Genomic DNA, 20356 nt, shown 5'->3' on the forward strand with positions numbered 1-20356 from the left:
CCACCTCGCTGGTGAAATCGGATCCCCAGGCACGCCGTACGTACAGCTCAGGGCACCACTCGCAGGCGCGGCAGCTCGTGGTCGGTGATCGACTCCGGGTCGACCTGGGCGCCGAACCAGGCCTCCAGACGCTCGTACGGCAACGGGCGGCTGAACAGGAATCCCTGGCCGATCTCACAGCCGATGTCCTGGAGCAGTTCCAGGGTCAGCTCGCTCTCCACCCCCTCGGCCACCACGGTCAGGCCGAACTGTTGGGAGAGAGTCACCACGGCGTTGACGATCGCCAGGTCACCGGGATCGGTCGCCATGCCCTGGACGAAGGAGTGGTCCACCTTGACCTCGTGCACCGGCAACCGGCGCAGGTGGGCCAGCGACGAACTGCCGGTGCCGAAGTCGTCCACCGAGAGCCGTACGCCGAGGTCCCGCAGGCGGCGCAGGGTAGGGATGGGCCGGTCGGTGCCGTCCAGCACCCCGGCCTCCTCGATCTCCAGGGTCAACAACTGCGCCGGTACGTCGTACTCGGCCAGCAACTCACGTACCCGCTCCGGGAAGTGCTGGTCGTTCAGCGTACGCGCGGAGATGTTGACCGCGACGGCGAGCGACTGGCCGCCGTGTGCCCAGTCGCGGCTGTGGCGCAGCCCCTCCCGCAGCACGAACTCGGTGAGCCGACCGAGCTGGCCGGTGTGTTCGGCCACCGCGACGAAGTCCTGCGGCGCGACCGTGCCGTGGGTCGGGTGTTCCCACCGGGCCAGGCACTCCACCCCCACCAGACGCCGGTCGCGCAACGTCACCTTCGGCTGGTAGTAGATCTCCAGCTCGCCGTTGTCCAGAGCGCTGCGCAGGTCACCGGCGAGACCCAGCCGGTGCAGCGCCCGCGACTCCAGGGCCGGCGTGTAGAGCTGCACGCTGCCCGGGACCGACTTCGCCGCCGACGCCGCCACGTCCACCCGTTGCAGCAGCGTCGCCGGGTCGCTGCCGTGATCCGGATGCACCACCACGCCGACGGCGGTGTCCACGTCCAGCGTGAGGGCGTCGAAGACCATCTCGTCCCGGATCTGCTCGCGAAGCTGGCCGGCGAGCTCCACCGCCGCCTCGGCGCTCTCCAGGCGCAGGGTCACCAGGAACTCGTCGCCGCCGGCCCGACCCACCAGGGCCGCCGACGGTACGCATCCGCGCAGCCGATCGGCGACCTCGACCAGCACCTTGTCCCCGGCGGCGTGCCCGAGGGACTCGTTGACCTGGCGCAGCCGGTCGACGTCGAAGAGCAGCAGCGCGACGACCTCGCCGGGGGCCCGGATCCGGACCGCCTCGGTCAGTGCGCCGAGGATCCGGCGGCGGTTGGGCAGCTTGGTGAGCCCGTCGTGGTACGCGTCGTGCCGCAACCGGTCGACCAGACGCGAGTTCTCCAGCGCGACCGCCGCGTGTGCCGCCACCGTCTCGAAGACCGTCACGTCCGCGGCCCGGAACGAGTTGGTGTCGCCGAGCCGGTTGGTCACCTCAAGGGTGCCGATGATCGCCTTGCCGGACCGCAGCGGCACCACGATCACGTCCTTGACCGAGGTCGACCCCAGCGCGTCGCGCAACTCCGGGTCGTCGCCGCCCAGCCGAGCGCTGACCGCCACGGTCTCCTGCCGGGCCACCGCGACGTCCCGCAACGCGGCCGGGCTGAGCGTGGAGTCCAGCAGGCCGGGCTTGCCCTCCTGAGCGGTCAGCAGCACCTCCGGGTGACGGCCCTGGGCCGGCAACCAGAGGGTGGCGGACTCCGCCTGCATCAGGCTGCGGATCCGGACCAGCAACGCGTCGATGAGGTTGCCGTCGGGACCGCTCTCGGTGATCCCCTTGGTGAACTCGTACATCTCGGCGACCGTGCGGTGCTGCCGGAAGAACTGCGCGTACGAGCCGTAGACCAGGGCGAAGGCGATACCCAGACCGGCGAAGAGGAAGACCGCCCAGGGCGTGCCCTCCAGCGCGATGATGATCACCAGGCCGATCGCGAGGTTGATCGTGACCGCGAGCAGCATCGGCGGGGCGGCCCGCAGCATCTCCCGCCCGGCCTGCCAGCCCTGCACCACGGAGACCACCGCGACCACGGCGGCCAGCGCGACGAGGGTGTGCGTACCCACGGCGGCGGTCAGCACCGCCCAGGTACCCGGGCCGACGCCACCCGGCTGCGGCAGAACGTGGTAAACCACGGTCGCCAGCGAGGTCGCGATCGCCGCGAGTGCGACGTTGAACCAGAACTTCGCCGGCAGCAGCTTGCGCCGGATCTGCACAACGATGGCGGCGGCCGTGTACGCCAGCACCACCGACAGCGGCGGCAGCAGATAGAGGGCGACGACCAGCGGGATCTCGGTCGGCGTGGCGGCGAGCGCCTGACGTCGCACCACGACGTTGATGGTCGGCAGCGCGGCGGCCACCATCGCCACCGTGAGCAGCAACGTCATCGGCCAGTCCCCCAGGGCGGGGGACGTCGTCAGCCCGAGGATCAGCGAGAAGACGACAGCACCGAGCGCCAACGGCCCGGTGACCAGCCAGGCGTACTCCGTCCGCCGTCGGATGGGGCGGGGGCGAGGCGTCATGGCTCCCCTAGCGACCTGAACTCAGCGGATCCCGGAGATGCCCGGACCCAGCACCGGGTGCTGCGGGCCGGGCAGCAACGGGGCCGGCGGAAAGTCCCGTCAGGGGATCAGCGACCCTAGCGTCGGCATGTTCCACTCGAGACCATTCGCCCTGACATCGAACTCCGCGACCGTGCTCGTCGCGAGAACCAGGCCGGTAACGAGCAAGAGGGAGCCGAGTAGCCGGCCCAAACGTCGAGCAGACATCTGTGCTCCTGAGTGGGGTGATGGGAACGCGATGGAGGTCCCACGATGGTGCCACAGCGAGTCGGCCGGTGGAAAGTTCACAGACCTGATGTTGGTCCGGATGTCGTCCGGCACCGCACTTACGTACCCGTGCCCTACAACGTCCGGGCAGGTCAGCGCTGGCAGCGCCGTTGCCACCGAAGAAGAAGACACCAACTACCCATTCCCTACTTAGGTGGCGTAGCGGATCTAGCGGACAATGGCGAAGAATACTTTTGACCGGATATTGCGGAATGGCGGAAGACCTCCAATCGCACCACCGTGAGCGATCAGTCACCCCGCGTTTGCGACCGCTCTTCCGCCCCGCGTCGGTCCGCGTCCTCCATCGCGTGCCGAACCAGCCAGCCGGATCACCAGGCAGAGCCCCGCCACCCCGACACCCACGCCGCAGGGGCGAACGGCACGCTGTGGAGCTGCACGAACCCAGAGTAGGCCGAACACACCATCGCAGTCACCCCCATGGATGGCCGAATCGTGCCAACCTGCGCGAAGGTGCTGCTCATCGGTGCCGCCAGTTGATCTGTCGGGTACCCGCTCCCACCGTCGGAGACATTCGGCGTCCTCGCTGACCAGCGGCCGGACGAAAAATACGACCTTCCCGGTTCACCGCTACCCGACCTCGACCGGCCGGAGGTACCGACGGCTTCCGCATTATCAAACCCGATTCCGTACTTCGATAAAGGTGTGGAGTCGCGGAGAACGCCCCCGAAGGTCGAGGAGGCCGCCGGTCGGGGTGACATGAGCCGCGAGTGGCACCGGCCCGTTCTCGTCCTCGTGCTGGCATGGCACTGCCGCAGGCGCGCACACCGCCATGTAGCTCCCCAGGAAGACCTTCCGCTGCCGGCCACCGGTCTCGTACGTCACGTTCAGTCCGCGTCGGACCGTCCGGCCCTCCCCGACGAACTCGTAACCGAGCAGGATCTCGATGTGCACGGTGCCGTGGGGATGGTCGACCGGATCAGCGGCAGCCGGACCGGGAATGACGAACCCGGCCGGATCCTCCGCACCGTCAAGGTCAGGGTGAGCCGGCGGCCAGCCCTCGGAGTCCACCACGGGTGATCCTCGGGACGCAGTCAGCAACCGCACCTGGGCACCGAGCAGACGAGCCGAGCCACCGTGCATGACCGGCTCGATGCTCTTGATCGTCACCGGCCCCTTGTCGATCCGAACGATTGTGACGCCGTCCGTGAGTCGATGACCGACAGCGAAGGATCCTCCCCAGCCGTAGCTGCCCGTCTGGACAAACACGTCATCGCCAAGCTGGCCACTGGCCCGGCACGGCGAATCGCAGCCGGTGGCGGCGAGTGCCAGAACAAGGATGCCCGCCGTCCCCGCTCGGACGAACCGAGTGCCCACGCAACCTCCTCGACCTCACGGTGCGCCAGCCGGCGGCGGGCCGCCCTGCCTGCTACGGCGCCGGGCACACAGCTACCGACGACAGGCGGGGAGTTGCCTCACGACGAGGATCCTGACAGCCCGCATCAATTCCCGACGGCAAGGACTCGGCCCAGGAAGTCGCTCAGGGCGCAACGGGCTGGACTCAGCCGGACGGAGCTAGCTCGACGAGAACGGCCCCCGACCAGCATCTCTGTTGGTCGGGGGCCGTTCTCGCACCTGGTGGCGGGTAGAGGATTCGAACCTCTGTAGCTTTCGCGACGGATTTACAGTCCGCTCCCATTGGCCGCTCGGGCAACCCGCCAGGGCGTGCCACCGCGCCGTGGCGCAGCAGCGGAAGCAAGGATAGCGGCTACTCCCGGCTCGGCCGCAACCGGGTACCGTCAGGGAGTCGTACCCCTGGGCATCGGGGGCAAAGGATCACAAACCAGCCAGACAGCAGGAGCATGAGCATGGCAGCGAACCCGTCGTTCGACATCGTGAGCAAGGTCGACCGCCAGGAGGTCGACAACGCCCTTCGCCAGGCGGAGAAGGAGCTCGCGACGCGGTTCGACTTTCGGGGGACCGGCGCGGAGATCTCCTGGTCGGGCGAGGAGGCGATCAGCCTCCAGGCGGAGACCGAGGAGCGGGTGCGGGCCGCGCTGGACGTCTTCAAGGAGAAGCTGGTCAAGCGCAACATCTCGATGAAGTCGTTGGACGCGGGCGACCCGCGCCCGTCGGGCAAGATCTTCAAGATCGATGCCAAGGTGATCCAGGGCATCGACCAGGAGAAGGCCAAGGCGATCAGCAAGAAGATCCGCGACGAGGGTCCCAAGGGGGTCCAGGCGCAGATCCAGGGTGACCAGCTTCGGGTCACCGGCAAGAAGAAGGACGACCTGCAGGCCGTCATCACGCTGCTCAAGGGCGAGGACTTCGGCGTCGCCCTGCAGTTCAACAACTACCGCTGAGGCAGTGGCCCACGCTGTCGGCCGCCCCCGAGGAGCACCCGGGGGCGGCCGGCGGGCGGTGTTCCGCCGGCCGCCCCGTGCCGCGTCCACACTGCCGACGGCGCTGCCGCCCCAGCCGGTCGGGCTGGCCAGATCGGCTTCGGCTGCCCTGCCTCGAACCGCACCGCCGATCCGGGCCGGGCGCGAGGCGTCGCGGTGCGGTGGTGGTACGCGCGGCTCAGCCGGGTGCCTGGCGGCTGAGAGTCTCCCAGGCTCGGTACTCGTCGACTCTGGCCTGCTCCATCTGCTGCACGATGTCGTAGGAGTCGCTGCCGACGATGAGGCGTAGCGGCGGCTCGGGCAGGTCGACCAGTTGCATGATGACCGGTACGGCGGTCTCGGGCGGTGGGCCCGCGTCGTCGCCCCAGAGTTCGGCGAGTTTCGCGCGCAACGGCGCGTACGCCGGTTGGGGTTCGGTCGTGGTGGTGCCCGAGGTGTAGAGGCCGGTGTCGTAGCCGCCGGGCTGCACGATGCTGACCCTGATGCCGAAGGGCGCGAGTTCCATCGCCACGGACTGGCTGAGCGCGTCGAGTGCGGCCTTGCCGGCCGCGTAGAAGCCGACGGAGGCCACGCCGCCTCCGCTGCCCATCGAGGTGACCTGGAGCAGGCGACCGCCGCCCTGGGCGCGCAGGTGCGGGATGGCGGCCTGGGTGACCCAGACGGCGCCGAAGAAGTTGACGTCGAAGTGCTGCCGGATCTGTTCCTCGGTGGCTTCCTCCAACATGCCGAGCAGCATCCCGCCGGCGTTGTTGAGGACGACGTCGAGCCGGCCGTGCGCCTCGGCCGCACGGTCCACCGCCCCCGCGACGGCGGACCGGTCGGCGACGTCCAGGGGCAGCGCGATCAGCCGGTCGGGGTGGCGCGCGACCAACTCGGCCAGCGGGCCGACGTCCCGGGCCGCCCCGACGACCCGGTCCCCCGCAGCCAGAGCGGCCTCGGTGACCGCCCGGCCCAGGCCACGGCTGGCTCCGGTGACGAACCACACGCGAGGATCTGTCACCCCGCACCTCCCCTGATCGCATGAGACGAGACGTCCCGTCTCGCTTGACGGATCGAGTCTGCTCCGCCGACACCGATCCGTCAAGACGGACCGTCTCGTTTCACTCTCGATATGCTCAAGCCCATGTCCCCGCCCCCGAGAAACACCGACCCGACCCAGGCCGCAGCCCACGCACCGGCACCGAAGCGTCCGGACCCGGCGCGCCGCAGCGAACGATCCCGGCAGGCCGTGCTGGCGGCCACGCGGGAGCTGGTCTCCGAGGTCGGGTACGCGAAGCTCTCCATCGAGGCCATCGCGGCACGGGCGGGCGTCGGCAAGCAGACGATCTACCGGTGGTGGCGGTCCAAGGGGGCGGTGGTCTTCGACGCGTTCCTGGCGTTGAGCGAGGAGGCCAACGGTGTGGTGCTGCCGGACACCGGGGACATCGAGGCCGACCTGAGGGCGGTGCTGCGGGCCACCGTCGCGGAGTTCGCCGACCCGGCGTTCGAGGCACCGATCCGGGCGCTCAACCTGGAGATCGCCGCCGATCCGGAGCTGGCCGCGCAGTACCGGGAACGGCTGGCGGCTCCGGTGGACGAGGCCAAGCGGGAGCGGCTGCGCAGCGCGCAGCGGGCCGGGCAGATCCGCGCCGACGCCGACCTGGACCTGGCGCTCGAACTGCTCTACGCGCCGCTGTACCAGCGGTGGCTGCTCCGCCTGGGGCCACTCACCGACGAGTATGCCGACGCACTCGTCGCGCACGTGCTCCGCGCGTTGCGCCCCTGACGTGGACGGGCGTTCGGGGCACGGTCAGACGGTGACCGGCGCTTCGAGGCGTACCGCCTCGGCCTCGGCGCGGGCGATGGGGCCGCCGGGCAGGGCCGCCACCCCGGCCCCGACGGCGACCGCCGCACCGGCGAACAGGAAGGCCCAGGGCACCCCGCCGGCCTGGTCGACGATCAGGCCGGCGACGGCACCGCCTGCCGCGCTCGCGCCGACCGACATGGTCACCACCCAGGTGTACGCCTCGTTCAGCATGCCCAGCGGGGAGATCCGCCCGACCAGAGTGTTCTCCAGGGTCAGTGCGGGCGCGATGGTGGCACCACCGATCACCAGGGCGACGCCCAGCGCGCCCGCCGTGGGCATCGCGGCGAACACCACGAAGCTGCTCGCCACCCCGCCCAGCAGCCAGGCGAACTGGCGGGTCATGTTCCGGGCCGGACGACGCAGGCCGAACCAGAACCCGCCGATCGCACTGCCGATCCCCCAGACGGCCAGCAGCACACCGGCGAGGCTGTCCGGGTCGCCGGCGGCGTAGCGGGTGGCGAACGCCGGCACGGTCACACCGGTCGCACCGAACGCGATGCCGAGGCTGGCCACGCAGAGCAGCAGCGCCGGGAAGCCGGGGACCCGTAGCGGGCCGAGCCCTCGGGTGCGGTGCTCACGGGAGTGCGGCTGCCAGCCCCGCATGGTGCTGCCGAGCGCCACCGCCACGGTGCCGACGAGGGTGACGACGGCCGCGCCGATCAGGGCCGCTCCGGCGTCGGCGAACAGGATGAAGCCGGCGACGAGCAGCGGGCCGAGCACGAAGACGATCTCGAACAGCGTCGTCTCTGCGGCGAGAGCCGTGTTACGCAGGTGGTAGCGGCCCGAGGAGACACTGGTCAGGTCGTTCCAGGCGCCCCGGATGGCGGCGGTCAACGGCGGGTACGACCCACCGGCCAGCGCCGAGGCCACCAGCACCCACGCGAAGGGCACGGTGTCGGAGCGGGCCGACAGGAGCAGCCCGATCAGCGCCAGCGGATGGGCGATCGCGGTGCCGACCAGGACCGGAGTGGGGCCGATCCGGTCGGCGATCCGTCCGGCGACCGGACTGAGCGCGGCACCGGTGAGGGCGTAGCAGCCGCCGGCCAGGGCGGCCAGCGAGTACCGGCCGGTGACCTGCTCCACGACGAGCAGCAGCGCCAGCGGCGTCATGCCGATCCCGAGTCGCCCGAGGATGCCGGTGACCAGCAGGGTCGGTGCCCCTGGGATCTGCCAGACGCTCAGATACCGGCGCAGCCCGACCACCGTTTACCCCCACCGCTGATGTAATGAGCCAGATTCGTTTAGACCCTAACGCCCCGGTGGCGTCGGTCAACATGGTTATCGCGCTCACAGGCCGCACCGAAGCGCCGCCCGCGCCGGGTGACCCGGCGCGGGCGGCGAAGGGGTTGGGTGGTGCGTCAGCGCTGGTAGCGGACCGGGCCGCTCTGGGCGGCCATCTGCTCCAGCCGGGCCACACGCTCCTCCATGCGGGGGTGCGTGGCGAACAGGGCGGAGATGCCACCGCCCTTGAACGGGTTGTCGATCATCAGGTGGGCGGTGCTGGTGAGCTGGCCCTCGGCCGGCAACGGCCGACGCTGGGTGCCCATGTGGATCTTCCGGAGCGCGCTGGCCAGGGCCAGCGGGTCGCGGGTCAGCTCGGCACCGGAGGCGTCCGCCTGGAACTCCCGGCTGCGGCTGATCGCGAGCTGGATGACGGTCGCGGCGAGCGGGCCCAGGATGATGGTGAGCAGCAACACGACCGGGTTCGGGCCGTCCTCGTCGCTGTTGCCGCCGAGCGGGATGAACAGGGCGAGGTTGGCCAGCATGGTGATGATGCCGGCCAGACCGGCCGCCACGCTGGAGATCAGGATGTCCCGGTTGTAGACGTGGGACAGTTCGTGGCCGATCACGCCGCGCAGTTCGCGGTAGTCGAGGATCTCGACGATCCCCTGCGTCACGCATACCGCCGCGTTCTGCGGGTTGCGCCCGGTGGCGAACGCGTTCGGCTGGGCGGTCGGGCTCACGTAGAGACGGGGCATGGGCTGCCGCGCCTCGGCGGCCAGTTCCCGCACCATGTGGTACAGCTCCGGGAACTGCGCCTCGGTGACCGGCTGCGCCCGCATCGAGCGCAACGCCAGCTTGTCCGAGTAGAAGTAGGTGAAACCGTTCATCGCCAGCGAGACGAGGACGGCGACGACCAGTCCGCCACTGCCGCCGAACCAGTAACCCACCGCCAGGATCAGCGAGGTGAGCAGGCCGAGCAACGCGGCGGTCTTCAGACGGTTGTGGTGCACGATCACTCCTTCGGTGCACGGATGACGGGATCCGCTGACCGGTACAACAACCCGGTACCCGTTAACCATCCGCTTCATGACTGAGAGTTACCTGAACGGCAGTCATGACCAAGGAGTGCGGTAGCGGTCAGCCCCCGGCGAGATCCAGCACGACCTGCGGCGCGAACCCGACCACCACGGCGAGGAGTGTCGCCACCGCCAGCGCGGCGAGCACCGCCCGTCCCGGCCGGACGGCGGGCGCGGCGGTATCTCCGGGCGGCCCGTAGAGCGACGCGGCGACGCGCAGGTAGTAGGCCAGGCCGATGACCGCGTTCAGCGCCACCACCAGGGCTAGCCAGTTCGCCTCGCCGCCGAGCAGCGAACGGACCACCGTCACCTTGGCGAACAGCCCGGCCAGCGCCGGTGGCAGACCCGCCAACCCGACCAGCGCGAACGCCAGGCCCCCACCGATCCACGGGTGCCGTCGGGCCGCACCCCGCAGGTCGTCCAGGGTGCCGCCGTCCGCGCCGGCCGGGCGCAGCGCCACCACCCCGGCGAAGGCCGCCAGCTCCAACACCACGAAGAAGACCGCATACGCCAGGGCAGCCGCGTACGCACCGGTGCGCGCGTCGGAATCGGCCAGGGCCAGCGCGCCGAGCGGAGCGAGGATGTACCCGGCCTGCGCCACCGAGGACCAGGCCAGCAACCGCACCGTACGCCGCTGGCGCAGCGCCACCAGGTTGCCCACCGTCATGGTCAGCACCGCGACCGTGGCCAGCACCGGGCCGGTCACCTCGGCCGGCAACGCGTGCTGCACCACGGCCAGCAGGGCGACCACCCCGCCGAGTTTCGAGGCCGTCGACAGGTACGCGGCCACCGGCAGCGGCGCGCCGTCGTAGGTGGCCGGGGCCCAGACGTGGAACGGCACCGCCGCCACCTTGAACGCCAGTCCCGCCACCACGAGCGTCACCGCCACCGTGGTGAGCGGCACGTCGAGCAGTGCCCCGTCGGCGAGCAGCCCGCCCAGCCGCTCCAGGTGCAGCGCGCCGGTGACCGCGTAGAGCAGCGCGGCACCGAGCAGCGTCAGCGTGGTGGCCACCACGCTGACCACGAAGAAGGTCACCGCCGCCTCGGCACTGGCCAGGCTGCCCCGGCGCAGCCCCACCAGCACGTACAGCGGCAGGGTGAGCACCTCCACCGCGACGATCAGGGTGATCAGGTCACCGGCCGCGCCGAGCACCACGCCACCGGTCATCGAGCAGGCGAGCAGGAAGCAGTACTCCCCCACCGGCGTACGCCCGTCGCGCAGCACCGACCCGGACAGCGCCAGCACCCCGACCATCAGCAACGCCACCAGCGCCGCGACCAGTGCGGCCCGGCCACCGAAGACGTACGAGCAGTCGGCGCCGACGCAGAACGTCCGCCGATCCGGCAGCGTCCCGACCGCCGCCGCCCCCACGGCGGTGGCGACCGCACCGGTGACCGCCGTGGCCACCGTCGCCGCCGGACGGGCCAGCAGCAGGTCCACCAGGAGCACCAGGACGGCCGTCCCGGCGGCCAGGTACGCCGGGAGCAACGCGACGTGATCGACACTCTGCACCATGCTCATGCCGGCACTCCGCTCCGCTGCGTGCCGCCACGAGACACCACCGCGCTGTACCGACGATTCACTCGCTGACGCTCGCTCATGCCGGCACTCCGCTCCGCTGCGTGCCGCCACGAGACACCACCGCCCTGCAATGACGATTCACTCGCTGACGCTCGCTCATGCCGGCACTCCGCTCCGCTCCGTACCGCCACGAGACACCAACGCCCTGCAATGACGATTCACTCGCTGACGCTCGCTCATGGCAGCACTCCCACCAGGGCGGCCACCGGTGCCTCGGCGACGCCCAGCACCAGGGTCGGAGCCAGTCCGACGGCGAGGGTCAGCAGCACCAGCGGTGCCCAGGCGGCCAACTCGGCCCCAGCGATCCCCGGGCCGAGGGCGTTGACCGTGGGTGTGGGTCGCCCGTGGGTGACCCGACGCAACAGTCGCAGCAGGTACGCGGCGGTCAACGCCCCGCCGATCGCGGCCAGCACGGCCAGCGTGGTCCAGAGTGCGCCGCCCACCTGGATCGCGGCGACCACGGCGAACGCCTCGCCCCAGAAGCCGGCCAGGCCGGGCAGCCCGAGCGAGGCGACCGCCGCGAAGGCGAGCAGCCCGGAGAGCCGGGGTGCGGTCTCCCGCAGCCCGGACAGTTCACTCAGCGCCCCGGTGTGGGCACGGTCCTTGATCGCGCCGGCCAGGAAGAACAGCAGGCCCGTGATGATGCCGTGCGCCACGTTGCCGATCAGCGCCGCCTGGATGCCGGTGGCGGTGAGGGTGGCGATCCCGAGCAGCACGAAGCCCATGTGCCCCACGCTGGAGTACGCGATCAGCCGTTTCAGCTCGCTCTGTGCCAGGCAGACCAGCGAGCCGACCAGGATGGCGGCGACGGCGAGCACACCGAGCACCGGTGCCGCCCAGCGGGCACCCTCCGGTGCCACCCCGACGGCGACCCGGATCAGGCCGTACGTGCCCATCTTGAGCAGCACACCGGCGAGCAGCACGCTGCCGACCGTCGGCGCCTGGGTGTGCGCGTCGGGCAGCCAGGAGTGCAGCGGCCAGAGCGGGCTCTTCACCGCGAAGGCGACCGCGAGCAGGGTGAACGCGGTGAGCTGGGTGGTGCGGGACAGCTCGGTGCCGCCGGTCAGCGCCACGATGTCGGCGGTGCCGGCGGCGGCCACCACGACGTACACGCCGACCAGCAGCAGCACCGAGCCGAACAGCGTGTAGAGGGCGAACTTCCGGGCCGCCCGCCGCCGCGCGTCGACCGCCGCCAGGTCGGTGCTGTCGCCGCCCCAGCCGACGATGATCGCGTACATCGGCAGCAGGACGACCTCGAAGAAGAGGAAGAACAGCACGAGGTCGAGGGCGAGGAAGGTGCCGAGGATGCCGACCTCGACCACCAGCAGCAGCGCCACCAGTGCCTTCCCGCTGCCGCCGGTCGGCACCCGCCAGAGGCTGTAGCCGCAACAGAGCAGCGTGAGCAGGGCGGTGAGCACCACCAGCGGCCAGGAGATGCCGTCCACCCCGAGGTGGAAGCGCAGGTCCAGGCCGGGCACCCAGGGCAGGTCGACCGTGTGCCAGGGCAGCACCGCCCCGGCGGTGTCGTCCGGCCGGTACGCCGACCAGCCGGCGTCCCGGCCGACGACCAGGGCGACGGCCGCGACCAGGGTCAGCGCGGCGACGACGGTGCCGAGAACCCGCGCGCCCCGGTCGTGTGGCGTGGCCGCCACCGCGAGAGCGCCGAGGGCCGGCAGCGCGAGGACCGCCACCAGCAGGACTTCCCCGGACGTCATGCCGCTCCTCCGATCAGGACGGCGGCCAGGCCGAGCAGCAGCGCACCGGCCAGCACCGCGACGACCGCCCGGGGCAGCGCCGCCCGGTGCAGGGTGCCCAGCCCGCCGCCGAGCGCGCGGGCGGCCCGGCCGGTGCCGGTGACCGCGCCGTCCACCACCCGCTCGTCGGCGGTACGGGCCAGCCGACCGAGCGCGGTCGTCGGGCGTACCACCAGGGCGTGCTGGACGTCGTCGAGCCGGAACGCGCGGACGAGGACCGGCCGCAGCGGACCCAGCGTGGTGGCCGGGTCGACCGCCGGGTCACGCCGCCCGGCCAGGGCCGCCCCGGCCAGCAGCAGCGCCAGCGGCAACAGCATCAGCGGCCCGATGTGCACCAGCTCGGACACCTCTGCCTGACCGGACGACACGCCGGACCGCAGCCGGTCGGTGAACCAGGTGGAGAAACCGGCCAGGCCGAGCAGGACCGCCGGCACCGCGAGCACCAGCAGCGGCCAGCGCAGGGCGGCGGGCGGGTCGTGCGGCTGGAGCTGCGGCGTGCGCAGAGTGCCGAAGAAGGCCCGCAGCAGCAGGCGGGTGGCGTACCAGGCGGTGATCGCCACCCCGACCAGCCCGGAGACCAGCACCAGCCAGCCCACCCAGGCCGGGGCCGGGCCGTCGCCGTGCACGGCGTCGGCGGCGGCGGCCAGTACGCCCTCCTTGCTCCAGAATCCGGAGAGCGGTGGTACGCCGGCCAGCGCGCCGAGCCCGATCAGCATGCACCAGAAGGTGACCGGCATGGTGTGCCGCAGCCCGCCCATCCGGGACATCAGCGCGGTGCCGACGCTGTGGATCACCGCACCGGCGGCGAGGAACAGCAGCGCCTTGAACGCGGCGTGGGTGAGCAGGTGGAACAGGGCGGCGGGCGGCGAGCCGACGGCCAGCGCTCCGGTCATGTAGCCGAGCTGGGAGACGGTGGACCAGGCCAGTACCCGCTTGATGTCGTCCTGTGCGGTGGCGGCCAGCGCGCCGAGCAGCAGCGTCACCGACGCCATCACGCCGAGCACGGCCAGCGCGACCGGCGTCGCCTCGAACAGCGGCCACAGTCGGGTGACCGCGTACACCCCCGCGGCGACCATGGTCGCGGCGTGGATCAACGCGGAGATCGGGGTCGGGCCGGCCATCGCGTCGGGCAGCCAGGTGTGCAACGGGAACTGGGCGCTCTTGCCGGCCACCCCGGCGAGCAACAGCAGGCAGGCGGCGGTGAGCGTGGTGGTGTCGTGCGAGTGGACGAGCACCTCGTGGATCCGGAAGCTGCCCGCCGAGACGCCGAGCAGTGCGATGCCGAGCAGGAAGCCGACGTCGCCGACCCGGGTCACCAGGAACGCCTTCATCGCGGCGGCCGGTGCCTCCGGCAGCCGCCGGTCGTGGGCGATGAGCAGGTACGAGCAGAGGCCCATCACCTCCCAGCCGACCAGCAGCAGGATCAGGTCCCCGGAGACCACCACCAGCAGCATCGCGGCGGTGAAGAGGCTGATCTGGGCCGCGTACGGCGGGTAGCGATGGTCCACGTCCCCGTCCTCGCGGGGACCGCCGGTCAGGTAACCGGTCGAGTAGACCTGCACGGCCAGGGCCACGGCGGTGACCGCGACCGCGACCAGCGCGGCGGCCCCGTCGAGGCGTACGCCGAGGGTGACGGTGAGACCGCCGAGGTCGATCCAGGTGGTCGACGCCTCCACCGGGCCGTCCAGCGTGACCAGCAGGGCCACGGCCAGGGCGAGGGCACCGGCCGCACCGGTCACGCCGAGCGCGACGGCCGCCCGGCGGGCCGGATCCGCACCGAGGGCGGAGCCACGCGGCGAGGGCGGCAGCAGCAGGCCGGTCAGTCCGGCGACCAGCGGGACGACCGGCAGCAGCACACCCAGCAGCGTCGTGGCGCTCACCGCTCCCCCTCCGCGACCACGGCCGGACCGGCGGTCACCCGCGTCGGCTCGTCGGCCGGGCGCTCGGCCAGCGGGATCTCGTCCACCGCGACGCTGGCCCGCATCCGATAGAGCTGGAGCACGATCGCCAGCCCCACCCCGATCTCGGCGGCGGCCAGCACGATGACGAAGAGGGCGAAGACCTGCCCGCCGTGCGGCAGCAACGCCTTGGCCGTGGTGTCGGCGGTGACCAGGATCAGGTTCACCGCGTTGAGCATCAACTCCACGGCCATCAGCACCAGCACCGCGTTACGCCGCCGCAGGACGCCGTAGACGCCGAGGCCGAACAGCAGGGCGGCGGTGACGTACGGGATGACCGGTCTCACCGCGACCGCCCCTGGGCCGCGCCACCCTGCGACGCGCCGTCGGACGCCTCCGCCCGGTCGCGCGACGCCCGGCCGATGTCCGGCCGGGACAGCACGATCGCGCCGACCAGCGCGGAGAGCAGCAGTACGGAGAGCACCTCGAACGGCAGCACCCAGCTTCCGAAGACCTGCTCACCGATGCGCTCGGCGTTGCCCGGCTCGGGCAGTTCCACGGCGGTCCAGCGGTACGCGTCGACGAGCAGGGCCGACAGCCCCAGCCCGACGCCGCCGCCGATCAACGCGGCGGGCCAGCCGGGGCGGTCCAGGTCGTCGGAGGCACCGATCGGCGCCCGGGTCAACATCACCGCGAACAGCAGCAGCACCACCACCGCGCCGACGTAGATCAGCACCTGCACCCAGGCCACCATCTCGGCGGAGAGCACCAGGTACATCCCGGCCAGCGCGCCGAGGCAGACCACCAGGTAGAGCCCGGCCCGGACCAGGTGGCGGGTCGCCACCACCAGCACCCCTGACCCGACCGCCACCGCGCCGAGAGCCAACAGCAGGGCGTCCACCCCGGTCACGCGGGAGTGCCTTCCCCGGCATCGGGTTCGGGCGTACCCGCACCTGCGGCACCGGGCTCGGCGGCGGGTGGGCGGGCGGCGGGGCGGCGCTCGGGGCGTACCGCCGGGGCGGTCGGCCGGGCGGCGGACGCGGCGGGGACCGCGGCCTTGCGCGCGGCGGCGGTCTCCTCCTTGGCCGGCTCACCCTGCGGATCGTGCGCAGGCGGCGGCGGCACGGTCGCCATCCACTCGCCCAGGTGCTCCTTGTCGTGCAGCAGGTCCTTGATGTCGTACTCGGAGTACTCGAACTCGGGCGACCAGTAGAGCGCGTCGAAGGGGCAGACCTCGATGCAGATGCCGCAGTACATGCAGAGCGAGAAGTCGATGTCGAACCGGTCGAGGACGTTGCGCTGGCGGGGCCGGGCCGCGCCGGGCACCGCCACCTCCTCCTTGTGCGAGTCGATGTAGATGCACCAGTCCGGACACTCGCGGGCGCAGAGCATGCAGACCGTGCAGTTCTCCTCCATCAGCGCGATCACCCCGCGCGAGCGGGGCGGCAGGTCCGGCGCGACGTCCGGGTACTGCTGGGTGGTGGAGCGCTTCGTCATCGTCTTGAGCGTGACCGCCAGCCCCTTCACCAGGCCGCTGCCGGGTACGCCGGCCGACTCGCTTCGCTCGCTCATGCGCAACATCCTGCCCTGTGGCCACGGCGCGCGCGACCACCACCCGAAGGATCTCCACCGTCCGGCCCGGACCGTGGCTTCCGACGGGCTCCCCGCGCCGGCCCGCGCATGATCGGCCATGATGGGACGCAGGAGGACGTGGCGACACCTTGGGGGCGGGATGGGCGAGGGCGGGAAGTACGTCGAGCAGGGCGAGTTCAACCGGGACCAGAACTACATCACCACCCGGATCACGGTCGACGGCCGGGACGGCTACCCGGTCGAGGCGGGCCGGTACCGGCTGGCGGTCAGCCGGGCCTGCCCCTGGGCGAACCGCTTGATCATCGTCCGGCGGCTGTTGGGACTGGAGGACGCCATCTCGATGGCCGTCGCCGGGCCGACCCACGACGCGCGGAGCTGGACCTTCGACCTCGACCCCGAGGGGCGTGACCCGGTGCTCGGCATCGAGCGGCTCCAGCAGGCGTACTTCGCCCGGTACCCGGACTACCCGCGCGGCATTACCGTACCGGCGATCGTCGACGTGCCGACCGGTCAGGTGGTGACCAACGACTACAGCCGGATGAGCCTGGACCTCTCCACCGAGTGGACCGCGCACCACCGTCCCGGCGCGCCGCAGCTCTACCCCGAGCACCTGCGCGACGAGATCGACGAGGTCAACGCGCTGGTCTTCAGCGACGTCAACAACGGGGTGTACCGGTGCGGCTTCGCCGGTAGCCAGAAGGGGTACGAGAAGGCGTACCACCGGCTGTTCGACCGGCTCGACTGGCTCAGCGAGCGCCTGGCCGGGCAGCGGTACCTGGTCGGCGACACCATCACCGAGGCCGACGTACGGCTGTTCACCACGCTGGTCCGCTTCGACCCGGTGTACCACGGGCACTTCAAGTGCAACCGGCAGAAGCTGAGCGAGATGCCGGTGCTGTGGGCGTACGCGCGGGACCTGTTCACCACGCCCGGCTTCGGCGACACCATCGACTTCGACCACATCAAGCGGCACTACTACGAGGTGCACCGGGACATCAACCCGACCGGGGTGGTGCCGCTCGGCCCCGACCTGTCGAACTGGCTCACCCCGCACGACCGGGAGGCGCTGGGCGGTCGCCCGTTCGGCGACGGCACGCCCCCGCCGCCCCCGCCGCCCGCCGAGCGGGTCGACCCCGCACACACTCCCCTGCGCTGACCGCCCGCCCCGCCGTCGCGCTCCGGTGCAGCGGCGGCGGGCCGTCTGGCGGCGGGAAGAGATGTCAGGAAGGGACCCCTGCTATACCGGAGACGGTAGTAGGGGTCCCTTCCTTACATCTGCGCCACCCGTACGGCGGCGGTCAGCACGAGCTGGGCCAGCGCAGTCGGCACCAGCACCAACCAGCAGAGCCGCTGCAACTGGTCCTCGCGCAGGCGCGGGTAGGAGACCCGCAACCAGATGATCACGAAGCTGACGGCGGCCACCTTGAGCAGGGTCCAGAGCCAGCCGAGCTGGTCGTCGGCGAACGGCCCCTGCCACCCGCCGAGGAACAGCACCGTGGTCAGCGCGGCGATCACCACGATCCCGACGTACTCGGCCAGCAGCAGGAACGCGAACCGCAGGCCGGTGTACTCGGTCATGTACCCGAACACCAGCTCGGAGTCGGCCACCGGCATGTCGAACGGCGGCCGACGGATCTCGGCCAGGCCGGCCACGAAGAACACCACCATCGCCGGGGCCTGCCAGATCAGCCACCACGGCTGCCACGCCTCGACGATGCCGGACAGACTCAGCGTGCCGGCGGCCATCGCCACCGACGCGGCGGCCAGCACCAGCGGCAGCTCGTAGCCGAGCAACTGGGCCGCACCGCGCAGCCCACCCAGCAGGCTGAACTTGTTGGCCGAGGCCCAGGCCGACATCAGCACGGCCAGCACACCCACGCCGACCACCGCCAGCACGAAGAACAGGCCCACGTCCAACGGCTGCCCGACCAGATCGTTCGGCCCGAGCGGGATCACCAGCAGGGCGAGCAGGTACGGCACCAGGGCCACCGCCGGAGCCAGCCGGAACACCGGCCGGTCCGCCGCGCGCGGGGTGACGTCCTCCTTCTGGACGAACTTCACGCCGTCGGCGACGAGCTGTGCCCAACCGTGGAACGCGCCCGCGTACATCGGGCCGAGCCGGCCCTGCATGTGCGCCATCACCTTGTGCTCGGCCTGACCCACCAGCAGCGGCAGGATCAGGAAGGCGGCCACCACCCCGCCGATGCGGATCACCAGTTCCAGCCAGAGCGGCATCAGAGCGTACCCTCCTCGCCGTCCGCCGCCGGGTCCGCGGCGGGACCGGCCGATCGGGGGGTACGCGGTGGGCGCGTACCCGGTGCCGGTCGGGCCGGACGCTCCCGGGCTGGCCGTGCCGGGGTACCGCCGCGCGGCCCCTCCCCGACACCCCCGGCCCCGGCCGGGGTCGGCACCACACCCCACTCACCGGGTGCGGGTACGCCCGGCGGCCGGATCGGCCGCCGACCGCCACCGGCCTCGGACTCGCCCGGTTCCTTCGCCCCCGGCCAGGGCTTCGCGACCCGGGAGGCGAGCACGAACTCCTTGCGCAGCGGATGGCCCTCGAACTCCGGCGGCAGCAACAACGGCCGCAGGTCGGCGTGCCCGGCGAAGTCGATGCCGAACATCTCGTGGGTCTCCCGCTCGTGCCAGGCGGCACCCGGGTAGACCGACACCACCGAGTCGACCGTCGGCGTCGCCCGGGGCGCCCGGGTGCGCAGCAGCACCCCGTGCCGGTGCGTGGTGGACCACAGGTGGGCGACCACGTCGAAGCCGTCGGCCAGCTCGTCGACCGCCGAGAGCCAGTCGAAGTAGTCGCAGGCCAGCTCCGGGTCGTCGCGGACAGCGAGCAACGCCGCCCGCCACTGCTGCGGGGGTACGTCGACGGTGGCCCGGGAGTATGCCTGACCCCCGGAAACCGTCGCGGTGGCCTCGACGGGGGCGAGCAGCGTGACGAGCCGCCGGCCGACCTCTTCCGGTGTCATGCCGCTGATCCTAGGGCGTGTCCGGCCGCCCGCGCCGGTGGTGCGCGGCCGGGTGGAGATCTCGGCTTTGCCGACGGTGGGCCCCGGTGCCGGACAGGATGGGTCCGTGCGCGCTGTGACCGTGACCCCGGGAGTGCCCGGCTCGCTGCGACTGCTCGACGACTACCCGGAACCGGCCACCGAGGAGGGGGCGATCCTGGTCGAGGCCGTCGCGGTCGGAGTCTGCGGCACCGACATCGAGATCATCGACGGGCAGTACGGCGAGGCGCCGCCCGGTGCCGAGCACCTGGTGCTCGGGCACGAGTCGCTGGGCCGGGTGCTGGAGGACCCGACCGGCACCCTCCAGACCGGTGACCTGGTCGCCGGGATCGTCCGGCACCCGGACCCGCTGCCCTGTCCGAACTGCGCCGTGGACGAGTGGGACATGTGCCGCAACGGCATGTTCACCGAGCACGGCATCAAGGGACTGCCCGGGTTCGCCCGGGAACGCTGGCGCCTGCAACCCCGGTTCGCCGTCGGCCTCGACCCGGCGCTGGGCGAGGTGGGCGTCCTGCTGGAACCGACGAGCGTGGTGGTCAAGGCGTGGGACCACATCGACCGGATCGGCCGGCGGGCGGAGTGGCAGCCGCGTACCGCCCTGATCACCGGTGCCGGGCCGATCGGCCTGCTGGCCGCGCTGCTGGCCAGCCAGCGGGGGCTGTCGGTGCACGTGCTCGACCTGGCCACCGACGGGCCGAAGCCGGCGCTGGCCGGTGCGCTCGGGGCCACGTACCACTCCGGGCCGGTCGAGGAACTCGACTTCGAGCCGGACGTGATCGTCGAGTGCACCGGCGCGCCGGTGGTCGTCCTGGAGACGATGTGCAAGGTCGCACCGACCGGGATCGTCTGCCTGGCCGGGGTCTCCAGCGGCGGCCGGATCATCGACTTCGACGCCGGTGCGCTCAACCGCACCCTGGTGCTGGAGAACAACGTCGTCTTCGGCTCGGTGAACGCCAACCGACGACACTGGGACGCCGCCGCCGAGGCGCTGGCCCGCGCCGACCGGGACTGGCTCGGCGCACTGGTCACCCGCCGGGTGCCGCTGTCGCAGTACGCCTCGGCCTACTCCCCCGGGCCCGAGGACATCAAGGTCGTCATCGACTTCACCGTCTGACCTC

17 protein-coding genes and 1 tRNA gene are annotated in these 20356 nt (G+C 71.7%); 4 read left to right on the forward strand and 14 right to left on the reverse strand.

Annotated elements, in window-relative coordinates; translation table 11 throughout:
• Positions 1–47: 47 nt before the first annotated feature.
• The 3 genes from ACQVFL_RS26640 to ACQVFL_RS26650 all read right to left on the reverse strand — a co-directional run bounded on the left by ACQVFL_RS26640 (position 48) and on the right by ACQVFL_RS26650 (position 4563).
• Complete coding sequence (locus ACQVFL_RS26640) at positions 48–2579, reverse strand: putative bifunctional diguanylate cyclase/phosphodiesterase (RefSeq protein WP_431727824.1); 2532 nt, start codon at positions 2577–2579, stop codon at positions 48–50.
• 939 nt (positions 2580–3518) lie between these two features.
• Entirely contained in the window at positions 3519–4220 is a 702-nt protein-coding gene (locus ACQVFL_RS26645; RefSeq protein ID WP_431727825.1) for a hypothetical protein, read from the reverse strand.
• 259 nt (positions 4221–4479) lie between these two features.
• Positions 4480–4563, reverse strand: a tRNA-Tyr gene (locus ACQVFL_RS26650).
• Between the two features lie 148 nt (positions 4564–4711).
• Between ACQVFL_RS26650 and ACQVFL_RS26655 the strand changes: the two genes are divergently transcribed.
• A complete protein-coding gene (locus ACQVFL_RS26655) occupies positions 4712–5206 on the forward strand; it encodes a YajQ family cyclic di-GMP-binding protein (RefSeq protein ID WP_350692913.1) in 495 nt (164 codons plus the stop codon).
• Positions 5207–5423: 217 nt separating this feature from the next.
• On the opposite strand, the gene ACQVFL_RS26660 is transcribed toward ACQVFL_RS26655, so the two are convergent.
• A complete protein-coding gene (locus tag ACQVFL_RS26660; protein WP_431727826.1) occupies positions 5424–6245 on the reverse strand; it encodes an SDR family NAD(P)-dependent oxidoreductase in 822 nt (273 codons plus the stop codon).
• Between the two features lie 123 nt (positions 6246–6368).
• On the opposite strand from ACQVFL_RS26660, the gene ACQVFL_RS26665 reads away from it, so the two are divergent.
• The gene (locus ACQVFL_RS26665) at positions 6369–7010 is read left to right on the forward strand and encodes a TetR/AcrR family transcriptional regulator (RefSeq protein ID WP_431727827.1); all 642 of its coding nucleotides are present in this window, start codon (positions 6369–6371) and stop codon (positions 7008–7010) included.
• Positions 7011–7034: 24 nt separating this feature from the next.
• Here the strand turns inward: ACQVFL_RS26665 and ACQVFL_RS26670 are convergent, their stop codons facing one another.
• The 8 genes from ACQVFL_RS26670 to ACQVFL_RS26705 form a co-directional block, all read right to left on the reverse strand.
• Complete coding sequence (locus ACQVFL_RS26670) at positions 7035–8294, reverse strand: MFS transporter (protein ID WP_396690193.1); 1260 nt, start codon at positions 8292–8294, stop codon at positions 7035–7037.
• A 155-nt stretch (positions 8295–8449) separates the two neighbouring features.
• Positions 8450–9325 carry a zinc metalloprotease HtpX gene (gene htpX, locus ACQVFL_RS26675; protein ID WP_396690191.1) on the reverse strand — a complete coding sequence of 292 codons (876 nt, stop codon included), beginning with the start codon at positions 9323–9325 and terminating at the stop codon, positions 8450–8452.
• A 127-nt stretch (positions 9326–9452) separates the two neighbouring features.
• Positions 9453–10913 carry an NADH-quinone oxidoreductase subunit N gene (locus tag ACQVFL_RS26680; RefSeq protein WP_431727828.1) on the reverse strand — a complete coding sequence of 487 codons (1461 nt, stop codon included), beginning with the start codon at positions 10911–10913 and terminating at the stop codon, positions 9453–9455.
• Between the two features lie 236 nt (positions 10914–11149).
• Positions 11150–12688 (reverse strand): NuoM family protein, encoded by a 1539-nt coding sequence (locus ACQVFL_RS26685; RefSeq protein WP_396690188.1) that lies wholly within the window; start codon positions 12686–12688, stop codon positions 11150–11152.
• On the reverse strand, positions 12685–14607 hold the full coding sequence (locus tag ACQVFL_RS26690; protein WP_431727829.1) for an NADH-quinone oxidoreductase subunit 5 family protein: 1923 nt from the start codon (positions 14605–14607) through the stop codon (positions 12685–12687). Before ACQVFL_RS26690 ends, ACQVFL_RS26685 begins: the two co-directional genes overlap by 4 nt.
• Entirely contained in the window at positions 14604–14972 is a 369-nt protein-coding gene (nuoK, locus tag ACQVFL_RS26695; RefSeq protein WP_396690184.1) for an NADH-quinone oxidoreductase subunit NuoK, read from the reverse strand. Before nuoK ends, ACQVFL_RS26690 begins: the two co-directional genes overlap by 4 nt.
• Positions 14969–15535: an NADH-quinone oxidoreductase subunit J gene (locus ACQVFL_RS26700; protein WP_396690183.1), complete on the reverse strand. Its 567-nt coding sequence runs from the start codon at positions 15533–15535 to the stop codon at positions 14969–14971. The genes nuoK and ACQVFL_RS26700 overlap by 4 nt, the downstream gene beginning before the upstream one ends.
• Entirely contained in the window at positions 15532–16197 is a 666-nt protein-coding gene (locus ACQVFL_RS26705; RefSeq protein ID WP_396690181.1) for a NuoI/complex I 23 kDa subunit family protein, read from the reverse strand. Before ACQVFL_RS26705 ends, ACQVFL_RS26700 begins: the two co-directional genes overlap by 4 nt.
• A gap of 160 nt (positions 16198–16357) precedes the next feature.
• Between ACQVFL_RS26705 and ACQVFL_RS26710 the strand changes: the two genes are divergently transcribed.
• Positions 16358–17374, forward strand: coding sequence for a glutathione S-transferase family protein (locus tag ACQVFL_RS26710; protein ID WP_431727830.1), 1017 nt, complete (start codon positions 16358–16360; stop codon positions 17372–17374).
• 113 nt (positions 17375–17487) lie between these two features.
• Here the strand turns inward: ACQVFL_RS26710 and ACQVFL_RS26715 are convergent, their stop codons facing one another.
• A complete protein-coding gene (locus tag ACQVFL_RS26715) occupies positions 17488–18453 on the reverse strand; it encodes a complex I subunit 1/NuoH family protein (protein WP_396690178.1) in 966 nt (321 codons plus the stop codon).
• Positions 18453–19199 (reverse strand): NADH-quinone oxidoreductase subunit C, encoded by a 747-nt coding sequence (locus ACQVFL_RS26720; RefSeq protein ID WP_431727831.1) that lies wholly within the window; start codon positions 19197–19199, stop codon positions 18453–18455. The genes ACQVFL_RS26715 and ACQVFL_RS26720 overlap by 1 nt, the downstream gene beginning before the upstream one ends.
• Positions 19200–19305: 106 nt before the next feature.
• Between ACQVFL_RS26720 and ACQVFL_RS26725 the strand changes: the two genes are divergently transcribed.
• Positions 19306–20352, forward strand: a complete 1047-nt coding sequence (locus ACQVFL_RS26725; protein ID WP_396690175.1) for a glucose 1-dehydrogenase — start codon at positions 19306–19308, stop codon at positions 20350–20352.
• Positions 20353–20356: the final 4 nt, after the last annotated feature.

The sequence above is a fragment of the Verrucosispora sp. TAA-831 genome, from assembly GCF_050780145.1.
Classification (GTDB): domain Bacteria; phylum Actinomycetota; class Actinomycetes; order Mycobacteriales; family Micromonosporaceae; genus Micromonospora.

Excerpts from the sequence above, each read along its gene's own strand:
- ACQVFL_RS26685 (WP_396690188.1), bottom strand. The coding sequence starts at position 12,688 with ATGACGTCCGGGGAAGTCCTGCTGGTGGCGGTCCTCGCGCTGCCGGCC.
- ACQVFL_RS26665 (WP_431727827.1), top strand. The coding sequence starts at position 6,369 with ATGTCCCCGCCCCCGAGAAACACCGACCCGACCCAGGCCGCAGCCCAC.
- ACQVFL_RS26720 (WP_431727831.1), bottom strand. The coding sequence starts at position 19,199 with ATGACACCGGAAGAGGTCGGCCGGCGGCTCGTCACGCTGCTCGCCCCC.
- ACQVFL_RS26640 (WP_431727824.1), bottom strand. The coding sequence starts at position 2,579 with ATGACGCCTCGCCCCCGCCCCATCCGACGGCGGACGGAGTACGCCTGG.
- ACQVFL_RS26705 (WP_396690181.1), bottom strand. The coding sequence starts at position 16,197 with ATGAGCGAGCGAAGCGAGTCGGCCGGCGTACCCGGCAGCGGCCTGGTG.
- ACQVFL_RS26715 (WP_396690178.1), bottom strand. The coding sequence starts at position 18,453 with ATGCCGCTCTGGCTGGAACTGGTGATCCGCATCGGCGGGGTGGTGGCC.
- ACQVFL_RS26710 (WP_431727830.1), top strand. The coding sequence starts at position 16,358 with ATGGGCGAGGGCGGGAAGTACGTCGAGCAGGGCGAGTTCAACCGGGAC.
- ACQVFL_RS26655 (WP_350692913.1), top strand. The coding sequence starts at position 4,712 with ATGGCAGCGAACCCGTCGTTCGACATCGTGAGCAAGGTCGACCGCCAG.
- ACQVFL_RS26680 (WP_431727828.1), bottom strand. The coding sequence starts at position 10,913 with ATGAGCATGGTGCAGAGTGTCGATCACGTCGCGTTGCTCCCGGCGTAC.